The organism is Thermodesulfobacteriota bacterium, assembly GCA_035559815.1.
Classification (GTDB): Bacteria; Desulfobacterota_D; UBA1144; order Nemesobacterales; family CSP1-2; genus DATMAT01.
Genome location: DATMAT010000044.1, coordinates 18,660 through 31,193 on the forward strand (window position 1 = coordinate 18,660; position 12,534 = coordinate 31,193).

Genomic DNA, 12,534 nt, shown 5'->3' on the forward strand with positions numbered 1-12,534 from the left:
TCCGTCTGATCAACTATAGACTTTTACAATTTAGGAGCAAATCAAGGAAACCTTTTCATGAGGCCGGTATTCAGGAATGGCGAAATTATGATCAAGCTATTTTTCGTTTTTTTATTCCTGGTTCCTTCGAGTTTCGCCGTAGACTCTTATAAGATAACTCTACCCAACGGGTTAAATATAGATGCGGAGGTAGCCAAAAATAAAGAGAGAGGACTTCAGGAAAGAGAGAGTCTTTGCCGCACCTGTGGCATGATTTTTATATACGATAAAGATGGCTATCACCGGTTCTGGATGAAAGACACCCTCATTAATCTGGCCATGCTCTGGATAGACAAGGATGGCAAAATAGTGCACATGGTCAAAAACGCCGAGCCGTGCATAGGCAAGAAAAATCCTTTTACTGAATGTGAGATTTACTCACCCAAGAGTCCGGCAAAGTATGTATTGGAGGTAAACCCGGAAGCGGCGAGCGGCGTCGAACCGGGTATGAGGGTGAAATTCGTCTCACCAGTCCCCTAAGACTCATCCGAGATCAAGGAGCGGATCTTGTCTTTTAACTCCGGCGTGACTTTTTCTACTTTATGGTCCCACATTATATGCTGTATTGCCTTCATCAAGACCTCGCCCTCGTTATAGCCGCTGAATTTCTTCTTACACTCCCTGTTGATGTCGAGTTCCTTACAATACAGTATTTTTTTAGCCATCTTACTACCTCCCTTGGTTCGACAGGTTCACTAGCGGAATTCCAAATCGAATTTATTTTATGAAAGAGCTTTTCGTTAGAACCGAAGCATGTCTCGCCCTTCGGGGTTTATCTTATTTTTTTGCTCTTTGCTCTTTCTCTCTCTCGACCACCATGGCGATTCCCATTCCTCCGCCAACGCATAGGGAAACGAGGCCTAAAGAGGCGTTTCTTCTTTCCAGCTCGTGAAGAAGCTTAACTGCAAGAATGGCGCCCGAAGCCCCTATAGGATGCCCCAGTGCAATCGCTCCACCGTTTACGTTAAGCTTGTCGTCAGGTATGGGAAACTCTCTTAACACCCCGAGAGATTGAGCAGCAAACGCCTCATTTAACTCAACAAGGTCTATATCATCAATTGTAAGCCCGGCCTTCTCAAGAGCCTTCTGCATAGCGGTTACAGGCCCCATTCCCATGATAGAGGGGTCTACGCCGGAGAGGGCGTAGGATTTAATAGCACCCCAAATCTTGAGCCCGAGTTCCTTTGCCTTCTCCTCGGTCGTTACAATCATAGCCGCAGCGCCGTCGTTGATACCCGAGGCGTTTCCGGCCGTAACTGTACCGTTCGGTTTAAATACGGGCCTCAGTTTTGATAGTGTCTCTAGCGTGGTATCGGGTCTAGGATGCTCGTCTTTTTTGAACACAACTGTCCCTTTTCTCTGCTGAATCTCTATAGGGACAATTTCGCTCTGAAACCTATCGGACTCCATTGCCTCTTTTGTTTTCAACTGACTCTTGTAGGCAAACTCATCCTGTTCTTCCTTCGAGATTTTATATTTTTCGGCTATGTTTTCTGCGGTAATTCCCATGTGATAGTTATTGAATACATCCCAGAGACCGTCGGAGACCATTCCATCAAACACATCCTCTTTGGGCATGGCCATTCTGTATCCGTAACGCGCCTTTTTGAGATAAAAAGGAGCCTGGTTCATGTTCTCAATCCCGCCGGCGATAACAAGCTCAGCATCCCCCGACCTTATCTCCTGTGCGGCAGAGACTATAGACTGACAACCCGAGGCGCACAACCTGTTTATGGTCACAGCCGGGACACTGACGTCCAGCCCAGCCTTGAGTGCTACCTGCCTTGCCGGACCCATACCCTGACCGGCTTGAAGCACGTTACCCATGATGCAGTCATCGACCTGCTTTGGGTCTATCTTGGTACGCTTGAGAATCTCCTTTACCACGATGGCTCCTAGGTCCGGGGCAGGAATATCCTGTAGCGTTCCCCCAAAGCTTCCTATGGCCGTTCTAAGCGGTTCACATATTACGACTTTAGTCATGAGCATATCCTCCTATTTTCTTATTTTGATTGTCGCTAGGGCTAGGGTTAAGGGTTCAAGTCCATAGCCCTAATCTTATCTCTAATTTAATCCTGGCTAACCACGATGTTATATATAATTCCCCCCATTTATTCTAAGCGTAATCCCGGTAATCCAGCTTGCAGCGGGAGAACAAAGATAAAGAACGGAGAGTGCAATCTCCTCTGGAGTGCCGAATCTTCCCAGGGGGATCTGGGCGAGTATCTGCTTTCTTATGTCTTCCGGCACCGTGCCCAGCATATCGGTCTCTATAAACCCGGGGGCTACGGCATTTACGCGGATGTTGTTACCCGCAAGCTCCCTGGCCAGACTCTTTGTAAACCCAATTATCCCCGCTTTAGTAGAGGCGTAATTGGTCTGGCCGATGTTTCCCATCTCTCCTATGACCGATGAAATCGAAACGATTACGCCGCTATTTTGAGCAATCATGAGCTCAATCACTGCCTTAGTGCAATTAAATACACTGTTTAGGTTGGTCTGAATAACCTCATTCCACTGCTCCGGAGTCATTCTGCGAAGCGTCCTGTCTCTGTTTACCCCGGCGTTATTTATCAAAATATCGAGCTTCCCAAAATGATTCATAACCGCCTTACCGAGGTTCTGGGCCTGCTCAAACTTGCTCACGTCGGCTCTTACGGTGACGCACTTTCTCCCCATCTTTTCGACCTGTCTTTTTACCTCGTCCGCCTGCTTATCACTCCTGGCGTAGTTAAGCAGAATATCAGCCCCGGCTTCTGCCAGGGCAAGCGCTATCGCCCTGCCAATACCTCTCGAACCTCCGGTAACAAGGGCAACTTTTCCGTTTAGGTCGTATAGGTCTTTTATCATTCCGACTCCTCCTGTAAAAAAATCATCATCCCTTTTTATTCAAAAACCTCTCCAATTTTTGTCTCACGAAGAATAACCTCAGGCCAGTGCCCACTCCCTCAGCCCCATGAAAATGGGAGTTGTTCTAAGGACTAATAAATTCTTCCGATTGTATTTTTTTTTGAAAACTTTCTAATGTCCCCTTAGCTTTCTTGACTTGCTCTACCCATCTTTCCGAATCTTCCGTAAATTTTGTATAAAGCCTCCAGAAGCCATCCCTGGCAATCAGACGCCGAACTGCCTAAGGAATGTGCCGACAAATCGCCTTCGTAGTATTAACTAATCGCCGAGATAGCGCGCCTTGTTCCCCAGGGATATTACCTTTTTCCGTATAATCGGATACAACAAACCACGATTATCAGCCTTCCAGGATGAAAGTGATTCTGACATGGGCTCTATACTCAACGATTTTCCCCTTCTCTATATGCGCATTCATCTTGGTGACCTCCAGGCCGGTAAGACCGCGAAGGGTCTTATTAGCCCTCTTCAGGGCGTTATTAACCGCATCCTCCCAGGATTTTTCCGACGACCCGATTACTTCTGTTACTCTAGCTACTGCCATGTTGACCTCCTATAATAAAATATTCTATTCATAGCCTTTATTATCTTTGCCATCGTATCATCACCCATAAACAGTACGAACTGACCACGGCCAAGAAACGCGGAAATTCCAGTCAAACCTATTTCTCCCTCTAAAGATAGTAACTGAGGAATTCGCCGATCTCCGAAGACGCCAACTTTTTAAGGGCCTCCTTTTCAATCTGCCTTATCCGCTCCCGAGTAACGCCGTATCTCTTGCCAATCTCCTCCAGTGTGTACTTGGTATCCCGGTCTATTCCAAACCTCATCCTGACGATGTCCTCTTCCTTGGAGTCCAGGATGGATAGGGCCTCTCCTATCTTTTGTTTAATCGCCCTTTTTGCTATGGCGTTGTCCGGCGCGGGCAATTTCGTGTCGGCAATGTAATCTAGGAAGGTAGCTTTTTCCCCGTCCACGACCGGCGAGTCGAGGGAGATAACACTATTTGCCGCTTCCATGATTCGTTTCACCGTCTCTACAGAAACCCGAACCTCCTTTGCCACCTCCTCCGGCAACGGCTTATCGCCGCTCTCTTGATGGAGTCTCGAACTGGCCCGATGTACCTTTCCGGACTGTTCATAAAGATAGGTTGGAATTCTGACCGTCTTGGTCTGGTCCCACACCGCTCTGGATATAGCCTGATATATCCACCATGACGCATAGGTGGAAAACCGATAACCCCTGGTATGGTCGAATCTCTCCACCGCCCTCATCAATCCCATGTTCCCCTCCTGGATAAGGTCAAGGTAATCCAGCCCCCGGCCGATGTACTTGCCGGCTATTTTTACCACCAGTTTTAAATTTGATTTTACGAACCGGTCTTTTAGCTGCTTCTCTTTTTCGGTATAAGCTCTCAAAAGATAGTTAAGCCTCTTGGCCCTGTGTTTTCCTGAATGCGAAATCTGATTAAGACGCGGTTTAAATTCTATTATCTTCGTCTTATATTTCGCCAACTCTCTAGAGATCTCGAGCTCCTCTCCCGGCGTGAGCAGTGAGCTTTCACTTGCCAGGTCCTTTGAGTAAGCACGGAATAGTCTAAAACTGTCATCCGAAGAACTAAAGTCCCCATCGCCCTTAGAGGAGGATGAGAGTTCCTCAGGCTCAAAATCCAATTGAGCCTCCACTTTGTCGAGCAATAAGCCATCTTCAATCTCTAGTGAGGCGAAACTACTCTCGTCGTCGTGAATAAGCCCCCTCAGCTCATTCATTCCTAAGATCCCCTCCTCAGAAACTCCGCCTGTTCTATCCTAATCTTGCAAAACTAGCGCGCTAATATGAACTTGGCCTACGGTCTTTATCATTTCGCTCCGGTTAGGCATGATTATCATGATCAATCAACCCGGATGAAATATCTTTAAGGAGAAATCAATCGATCATTCGTCCACACCTTAGACTTTCACTGGCTTAAAGTCAATCAGACGAACTCCGATTTTTTTATAAGACTTTGACCAACTGAACTAACGGTTTTTATCTTACATTCATACTAAACTAAAACAACCGGGGAAAAAGCATAACTCGAATAATTGCTCGACACCAAGAATTTAGCCTTTTCAATCTACCAGCCTATTTCTTACCGCATAATAGGTTAATTCCGCATTTGTTCTCATTTTCATCTTCTTTAGAATACGCGTTCGATACGTGCTGACTGTTTTTACGCTTAAAAATAACTTATTGGCAATCTCTTTTACTGTCTTCCCCGAAGCGATCATGCATAACACCTGAAACTCCCGATCAGATAGATTCTCATGAAGCTGCTTCTCCCCGCTTTCTAAATCGAATGCCAACCTTTCCGCTAGGGTAGGACTAACATATTTCCCCCCAGTAACTACCTTTCGGATGGCTTTAACCAACTCCGCTGGAGCGGCCTCTTTATTCATAAACCCGGCCCCCCCGGATTTGAGAACTCTCACCGCATACTGCTCCTCAGAATGAATGCTCAGGACAAGCACAGGCAGTTTTGGTCGTTCCTTTCTTAGTTGCTTAAGGATTTCCAGCCCGTTACTGTCGGGCATGGTAATATCCAGAACAACCACATCCCATTTTTGTTTACGGATAAGCTCGAGTGCCTCTCTAGAATTTTGTGCTTCGCCCGCGACTACAATATCCGGCTCCTCCGACACTATTTCCTTCAAACCGCGCCGCACGATCGGATGGTCGTCTATGATTAGAATTTTAATCATGGCGTATGCCTCCGGAGAGGAATATGCACAGCGACTACTGTCCCTTTATTCTGTCGCCCGGTGATGTCAACACTTCCACCGAAAAGCAAGGCACGTTCTTTGATTCCCAATAATCCTAGAGACTTGGAGCCAGAAATCTCCCTTTCAGCAATTCCCCTGCCATTATCCTCCACCCTGAGCACGATGTTATCTTTGTCTTTCTTCAAACGTATCTTAACCCTGCTGGCGTTGGCATGACGAGCAATATTGGTCAAGGTCTCTTGAAGTATACGGAACAAAGAGGTGGAGAGGTTTTGGTCCAGGTTTAGATGCTTAACACTAGACTTGAACTCGCATTCAACCCCTGTTCTTTCGCGGAAGTCCTGCAACTGCCATTCGATAGCCGCCACCAGGCCCAGGTCATCGAGCACCCCCGGTCTCAACTGGGTTGCGATTCTCCGTACTGTTTGTATGGTTTCGTCAATCAAAGTAGACATGGACTCAATCCTTTGAGCTGCATTATTTCTTTTGGTAGCAATTCCGGACAAACTGCTCGCCAAACGGGAAAGGTCCAGTTTTAACCCGGTCAACGCCTGCCCAAGCTCGTCATGAACCTCCCTGGCAATTAGCTTTCTTTCCTCTTCTCTTATGGATTGAAGACGTGCTGCTAGTGCTCGCAGTTGTTCATGGGAATTTCTGAGACCCTCCTCTGCCCGCTTGCGTTCAGCGATCTCGGCCATTAAATTCCGGTTTGTCTTTCTCAACTCGGTTGTTCGTTCCTCCACCTTTATTTCCAGCTCGTTTTTAGCTTTTCTTAGGGCTTCCTCAGATTTGCGAAGAGCCTCCGCCTGCTTAGCGTTGTTAATCGCCACCTCAATTTTTCGAGCTACGATTTCCAGCAACCTTAGCTCCTCCTCGTTAAAGGCGTTTTTCTTCAAGGAGTTTATATTTATGACCCCAACCGTTTTTCCCCCGAAATTAATAGGCATGGAGGCGTAGCTCTTTGTTCCCATCCTCTTTCCGGCGGGGCCGATTACCGAGTCTGTACCCACATCGGCACAATAGGTCGGCTTGCCCCCAATAATCGTCTTCCAGGTAAACCCGATAGGGTAAGGGATCGTTCTAACTTGCTTGATCCACCAATCCGGATAGCCTCGGTAAGACTTTAGAACCGCCTGAGCTGAGGTGTCCTGAGCTTTGTCGAAGGAAGTCGAATCCCCTTCGGCTTCTTCAACTAGGTAGATTGAGACGTTGTTCACGTTATCTATATTCTTACTCATAGCATCAACTGCGTTTTCCAGTACATCCTGGAGATTGATTGTTTTATGAACATTTTGAGTTACGGCGCTAATAATAGATTCGTATCGGTTCTTTTTGGACAACTGGGTGAGGGTTTGTTTGAGATCCTCCTCTCTCTTTTTCATTTCCTCTAACATCTTTGCCCTAGCCAGGGCGATGGCAATCTGGTTTCCTAATGTGGAAAGCAAGCTTATTTCCCTTTCATTAAACCGATGCTCTCTATAACTGATAAACCAGATAACACCTATACTCTTTTCTTCGAGGGTAATAGGTATAACCAGGGCGCTGTGCGGTCCCAGTTCTCTGCCCGCTGGCCCTATATCCGGGTCTTTCTGCACATCCTCTATATTAAGTATCTTCCTGCTGTTTATTGCCTTCCAGGTTATCCCCCTGGGATAGGGGATTCTGCCGGCTCTCTCCACAAAAAAATAAGGGAGATTCCGGTGGGCCCTTAGCACCGCCTCACGCTTTTCCTCGTCTATCAAGTAAATTGACGCCATGTCCACGTTTTCTAGCCTCACCGCCGAGCTTAAAGCAACCTGGTATATCTCCTCCAGGTCAGAGGATTTATGCACCGCCTGAATAAGGCTAATCAATATTGCTAAATCCTCGTTCTCCCGACTCGAATCGCCGTACACACTCTTTAGCTCCATTTTCTCAACCCCGTCCCGAGATAGGGCATACGATAAATAGCCCAGACGAATGTGCTTAAAGAGCCATTCATATTATATTAGGCCGACAACCCGCAGATAACGAGAAGCCCACTCGTAAAATACTATAGCCTAGCTTATCCATATGAAGCAAGATAGCTCGGATGATAATTGACCAGGGTTAATATTGGACCGGTATTTTCGCCATATTTTTTAAACGACCACCGATGGGTAAATATTCTTGCAATTAGTAGGCAATGAGTTATGTTAATTGTCGATAATGAACCACCATGCAGCAAGCTGCAGGGTATACGAAAAATGTCCCTTCCCTTGATGGGAGGGGATGAAGGGGAGGGTGAATCAACACCCACTCCTTCGGCTTCGCTCAGGACAGGCTTAGTCCTCCCCCATCGAGGGGGAGGATGGACGCATGGAAACCCTGTGGCAAGCCACAGGGAATTCCCAAGTTAAACAGAATAGAGATTCGACGAGGATAGCAGAGTGAAAGCAGGAGAACTCCTGGTCAGGTGTCTTGAGAATGAGGGCGTGAATTATATATTCGGCCTACCCGGGGAGGAAAACCTGGACATCATGGACGCACTTAACGACTCGAAAATCCGGTTTATACTGACCCGCCATGAGCAGGGCGCTGCCTTCATGGCCGACGTGTACGGAAGGCTCAGCGGAAAGGCCGGCGTTTGCCTCTCCACGCTCGGACCCGGCGCCACAAACCTTATGACCGGTGTAGCCGATGCAAACATGGACCGAGCCCCCCTCGTTGCCATCACCGGACAGGCTTCACTGGACAGGATGCACAAGGAGTCCCACCAGTACATAGACATCGTGGAGATTTTCCGCCCCATCACCAAGTGGAACACCCAGGTTAAATTACCGGGGATCATTCCCGAAGCGGTGAGAAAGGCATTCAAGGTCGCCCAGACCGAGAAGCCGGGAGCTACCCATATAGACTTTCCCGAGGATGTAGCCGGTTTGGAGGTAAGCGCAAAACCGTTACTGGTGCAGTTTCCGTTCAGGCCGGAGCCGTTGGCCGCCCAGGTGGAAAGAGCGGCAAAGATAATCTCCGAGTCCAAATACCCTATCATACTGGCGGGAAACGGTGTCATCAGAGGAAACGCCTCCGATGCCCTCTCCTACTTCGCCCAAAAGTTGAATATACCGGTGGCCCACACCTTCATGGGAAAAGGCGCCCTTTCCGACAGCAACGAGCTATCGCTCTTCACAGTGGGCCTTCAAGCCGGCGATTATATCTCCTCCGGCTTGGCCAAGGCAGATGTGGTAATCACCGTCGGCTACGACATCGTCGAATACTCACCGGACAGATGGAACCCCCATACCAATAAAAAGATTGTCCACATCGACATGACCCCCGCCGAGGTGGATGCTCATTACATAGTGAGCGTCGGCGTCGTGGGTGACATCTCCATATCACTCCGGGAAATTGCGGAGAAGGCGTCGCCCAACGATGCCAACTATTCCAAGTCACTCCGAGAGCAGATATTGAGAGAAATGGAAGCATACAAGGAAGACCGCTCCTTCCCTCCCAAGCCGCAAAAAATTCTTTACGACCTGAGAGAGATAATGGGAGAGGAGGATATAGTGGTCTCCGATGTGGGGGCGCATAAGCTCTGGGTTGCCCGTGTTTATCCGTGCTATAAGCCCAATACCTGCATTATCTCAAACGGTTTTGCCACGATGGGAATCGGAGTGCCCGGCGCCATTGGGGCAAAGCTGCTCCATCCGGAGAGAAAGGTGGTAACCGTGACCGGAGACGGCGGGTTCCTGATGAATGCCCAGGAGCTGGAGACAGCGGTAAGAGAAGAAATACCGTTTGTAAGCCTGATCTTCCACGATAAATCCTATAGCCTGATCGAGATTAAACAACACATCCATTACGGAAGAAAGTCCCATGTCAACTTTGGAAACCCGGACTTCGTCAAATTCGCCGAGAGCTTCGGGGCAATCGGGTATAGAATCCAGGGCGCCGACGAGCTAAAGCCGGTCCTGGAGGAGGCTTTCTCCGTGAACAAGCCGGTAGTCATAGATTGCCCGGTGGACTACAGAGAGAACCTCAGGATCGTGGAAAAATTCGGCGGGTTGCTGGTGTTCGCCTAGCCGGAAATGGCCATGTTATACTTCCGCCTTTCGAATTGGACGCACTAAAAGTAGGAAAAAGTGTCTATGAAAATGTAGGGCCTAAACGCTCAGGCCCCGTATTCTTCGTTATAGTCTTCTATAGCCGCTTCCACAACCTCTAAAGCGTGCTCCCGGCTGTAAATCTTCTCGATGGTCATCTGTGCCTGTGTCCCAAACTCCAGCTTATAGGTAAGAAAGTAATGGCGCAGGCGTTCTACCAAATTCGGCGGAAGCTCGGAGATATCTTCTATCTCTCCCCAAACATTGTCCTTATCCAAAACAGCAATTATCTTATCGTCCGCCAGCCCCTTGTCGATTCCCTGAAAACCGCCGACGACCCGGGCGTTTAGTATCACCTCGGAACGAGTTATGGCCCTTTCGCTGAAGACACATATATCCAGGGGGTCGCCGTCGCCTAGCTGAACGCCCTCTGTCAGCTTTCCCACCCTCCTACCGCAGTAGGTACGGGGGACAAACCCGTAGAGAGCGGGTGGTTGAGAAGATGTTTTTTGCGGCCGGTCTACGCGCATGTAGCCGGTAACCTTGTCCACTTCGTACTTGATCCCGTCGAAAGGGGTTATTTCTATGTAGGCGTGGACGATTCTAGGCGGGTTGGGACCTACGTCAAGACCGTGCCAGGGGTGAGGCCGCCAGCGATAGTAAGGCGGAGGAAAAACTCCCATCTATACCTCCAGGTATCGGACTACTGGTAAATTTTTCATTAAACATCATCCCGACTTACACAAAAAGTTTTTCCCGTTACTATTGTCTCACAAAGAATAAAAGTTCGCAAGGGAAAATCTTCCCGTTGCTACCTTCAAGTATGGTTAATTCCCTATACAAAGAGTTGCTCAAACCTGGAATTCGGCAGAAGATCGCTATACCAGCAGAAAGTGATGATGCGACCACTTTACGCGGCAAAAAACCGAGCTTGCATTTTGACTGGTAAATTTGTTAGAATCTCTCAGAGGGTGGTAAGAAGGAGGTGGTGGGCTTTGAACAGAAAACCGCTCGGGGAACTGCTTCTGGAGGCCGGCGTAATAAACACCGAACAACTCAATTACGCCTTAACTTTGAAACAACAAAGATTCGCCAAGGATAAAATAGGCCAGGTAATGCTGTATCTCAATTATATCGACCAGGATACACTGATAAAGTTTCTGGGCAGGCAATACGGCAGTCCTACTATAAACCTGCGTAAGGAAATTATCGACGAAGAGGCCGTTCACCTAATCCCAAAGGAGATTGCTAGGAGGTACAAGGTTATATCAGTCGGGTTTAAAACAGACGCTAATAGAAAAAAACTGATGGTGGCTATGCCCGACCCGACTAATCTGGAGGTCGTAGATACCATCTCCTTCATAACCGGTTATAGCATCGAGCCACTGCTGGCCAGAGAAGAGGACCTAAGCTGGGTAATAGCTTACTACTACAATAAGAAGGAGCTCTTTCGCCGCAAATCAGAGACGCCTAAAACACCCCCAAGAGGTTTTCGGTAACACCCGGTCTATCAATGGTGAAAACCCTGGCGGCTAAGGGTTAAATCATGAGAAGAGGTGCATGTATAGTTCGGGTAATAAGCGTTTTATCGGTGGCGTCGTTACCGGTTTGCCTAAAGCCCATGGAGTTCGCTGTGCGGGCAATGGCTGTGGAAACGTCTCCATCCCCGGGCACGGCACCCCTACCTCCCCTGCCCGCAGTAGACGAATTACCCCTGAAGGACGTTTTATTCGACCCCAACAAGTACAACATCCGCCCGGATGCCGAGCCGGTGCTCAGGGAGACAGCCCAGGTCTTGAAGGAATCCCCTAACATCAATGTACTGATAGAGGGATATGCGGACATAAGGGGTGAAGAGCAGTATAATCTAAGGCTCGCCGCGAGGAGAGCCGATGCGGCCAAAGAATACTTAGTCAGGCTGGGAATTGACCCCAAGAGAATAAGCACACTGGCTATGGGGGCCAGCACGAAATTTTCTAAGGGCAGTTCCGAAGAAGACTTTCAACTAAATAGAAGAGCCCACTTTGTGCAGCAATCTGGAGAGACAGCGGAACGAGCCGAATCCACGTCTTCTTCTCCACACCAGCCGCAATCGGCCGAAGAAACACTCCCCATCTCCAATGAGTTATCCAGAATCATCGAGAGGAAACTGAAGGAGTTAGCCCCGGGACAGATTTTGTTTAATCCCCCCAGGGAAATGAAAGTAGGACGGAGCGAGAGGGTAAATGCCCGCATTTCCGGCAGCTTGATAGAGAACCTACAGGCCGGATTGGAGAAAGACGGACTGCCCGAAGGGGAAAAGATTAGACTTGGGCAGGCTATCTCGCTCCAGTTAAGCGGGTATAACTTCAAAGTCGAATCACTTAGCCAAGCTCAGCAGCCATCCGGGGGTGACGGAGCGAAGTGGGATTGGGAGGTTACTCCGGAGAAGAGCGGGTTGCACTCACTATTGCTCACCGCCACCGTCAGAATAGGCGTTAACAACCAGGCTGAAGAAGAAAAAGCTTATCCGCTCTATGTAAGGGCGATAAGCGTGAAATACGACCCTGTTTACTCCTCCTCGAGACTGGTCAAAAACCAGTGGTACTGGATTGTCGGGGCATTAGTCGTCCTGGGCGTAATCGTGATGACGGCAAGGAGGAGGAAGTAGCTAACTAAAGTATTAATCCGGTCGCTGATTCAGAGTATCAAACCTATCTAAATTAACTCCAGCTTCAATAATGGACGAATTGCGGGAGCGGACAATTAACCTCACTTTAAACCGC

Annotated in this window: 12 protein-coding genes; 4 read left to right on the forward strand and 8 right to left on the reverse strand. The window is 48.4% G+C overall.

The annotated features are described in order from the left end of the window. The first annotated feature begins 57 nt into the window (after positions 1–57). Positions 58–519 (forward strand): DUF192 domain-containing protein, encoded by a 462-nt coding sequence (locus tag VNN20_11685; GenBank protein HWP92843.1) that lies wholly within the window; start codon positions 58–60, stop codon positions 517–519. Here the strand turns inward: VNN20_11685 and VNN20_11690 are convergent. From VNN20_11690 to VNN20_11720, 7 genes are all read right to left on the reverse strand, one after another. Continuing rightward, entirely contained in the window at positions 516–704 is a 189-nt protein-coding gene (locus tag VNN20_11690) for a DUF1059 domain-containing protein (protein HWP92844.1), read from the reverse strand. The genes VNN20_11685 and VNN20_11690 overlap by 4 nt on opposite strands. A 112-nt stretch (positions 705–816) precedes the next feature. Then, positions 817–2,022 carry a thiolase family protein gene (locus VNN20_11695; GenBank protein HWP92845.1) on the reverse strand — a complete coding sequence of 402 codons (1,206 nt, stop codon included), beginning with the start codon at positions 2,020–2,022 and terminating at the stop codon, positions 817–819. A 108-nt stretch (positions 2,023–2,130) separates the two neighbouring features. Further along, complete coding sequence (gene fabG, locus VNN20_11700) at positions 2,131–2,889, reverse strand: 3-oxoacyl-[acyl-carrier-protein] reductase (protein ID HWP92846.1); 759 nt, start codon at positions 2,887–2,889, stop codon at positions 2,131–2,133. A gap of 397 nt (positions 2,890–3,286) precedes the next feature. Continuing rightward, positions 3,287–3,490: a dodecin family protein gene (locus VNN20_11705; protein HWP92847.1), complete on the reverse strand. Its 204-nt coding sequence runs from the start codon at positions 3,488–3,490 to the stop codon at positions 3,287–3,289. Positions 3,491–3,620: 130 nt separating this feature from the next. Continuing rightward, positions 3,621–4,715, reverse strand: a complete 1,095-nt coding sequence (locus tag VNN20_11710) for an RNA polymerase sigma factor RpoD/SigA (GenBank protein HWP92848.1) — start codon at positions 4,713–4,715, stop codon at positions 3,621–3,623. A gap of 342 nt (positions 4,716–5,057) precedes the next feature. Beyond that, the gene (locus VNN20_11715; protein ID HWP92849.1) at positions 5,058–5,687 is read right to left on the reverse strand and encodes a response regulator transcription factor; all 630 of its coding nucleotides are present in this window, start codon (positions 5,685–5,687) and stop codon (positions 5,058–5,060) included. Next, positions 5,684–7,618, reverse strand: coding sequence for a GAF domain-containing sensor histidine kinase (locus tag VNN20_11720; GenBank protein ID HWP92850.1), 1,935 nt, complete (start codon positions 7,616–7,618; stop codon positions 5,684–5,686). The genes VNN20_11715 and VNN20_11720 overlap by 4 nt, the downstream gene beginning before the upstream one ends. Positions 7,619–8,116: 498 nt before the next feature. Between VNN20_11720 and VNN20_11725 the strand changes: the two genes are divergently transcribed. Beyond that, entirely contained in the window at positions 8,117–9,748 is a 1,632-nt protein-coding gene (locus VNN20_11725) for an acetolactate synthase large subunit (protein HWP92851.1), read from the forward strand. Positions 9,749–9,837: 89 nt separating this feature from the next. On the opposite strand, the gene VNN20_11730 is transcribed toward VNN20_11725, so the two are convergent. After that, a complete protein-coding gene (locus VNN20_11730) occupies positions 9,838–10,452 on the reverse strand; it encodes an inorganic pyrophosphatase (GenBank protein HWP92852.1) in 615 nt (204 codons plus the stop codon). A gap of 312 nt (positions 10,453–10,764) precedes the next feature. Here VNN20_11730 and VNN20_11735 point away from each other — a divergent pair, with 312 nt between their 5' ends. Both VNN20_11735 and VNN20_11740 read left to right on the forward strand, forming a co-directional pair. Then, positions 10,765–11,268, forward strand: a complete 504-nt coding sequence (locus tag VNN20_11735) for a hypothetical protein (GenBank protein ID HWP92853.1) — start codon at positions 10,765–10,767, stop codon at positions 11,266–11,268. Positions 11,269–11,315: 47 nt separating this feature from the next. Further along, a complete protein-coding gene (locus VNN20_11740; GenBank protein ID HWP92854.1) occupies positions 11,316–12,419 on the forward strand; it encodes an OmpA family protein in 1,104 nt (367 codons plus the stop codon). Positions 12,420–12,534 lie beyond the last annotated feature (115 nt).

Coding starts and splice junctions, on each gene's coding strand:
- VNN20_11715 (HWP92849.1), bottom strand. CDS start 5,687: ATGATTAAAATTCTAATCATAGACGACCATCCGATCGTGCGGCGCGGT.
- VNN20_11685 (HWP92843.1), top strand. CDS start 58: ATGAGGCCGGTATTCAGGAATGGCGAAATTATGATCAAGCTATTTTTC.
- VNN20_11720 (HWP92850.1), bottom strand. CDS start 7,618: ATGGAGCTAAAGAGTGTGTACGGCGATTCGAGTCGGGAGAACGAGGAT.
- VNN20_11710 (HWP92848.1), bottom strand. CDS start 4,715: ATGAATGAGCTGAGGGGGCTTATTCACGACGACGAGAGTAGTTTCGCC.
- VNN20_11740 (HWP92854.1), top strand. CDS start 11,316: ATGAGAAGAGGTGCATGTATAGTTCGGGTAATAAGCGTTTTATCGGTG.
- VNN20_11690 (HWP92844.1), bottom strand. CDS start 704: ATGGCTAAAAAAATACTGTATTGTAAGGAACTCGACATCAACAGGGAG.
- VNN20_11730 (HWP92852.1), bottom strand. CDS start 10,452: ATGGGAGTTTTTCCTCCGCCTTACTATCGCTGGCGGCCTCACCCCTGG.
- VNN20_11705 (HWP92847.1), bottom strand. CDS start 3,490: ATGGCAGTAGCTAGAGTAACAGAAGTAATCGGGTCGTCGGAAAAATCC.
- VNN20_11695 (HWP92845.1), bottom strand. CDS start 2,022: ATGACTAAAGTCGTAATATGTGAACCGCTTAGAACGGCCATAGGAAGC.
- fabG (HWP92846.1), bottom strand. CDS start 2,889: ATGATAAAAGACCTATACGACCTAAACGGAAAAGTTGCCCTTGTTACC.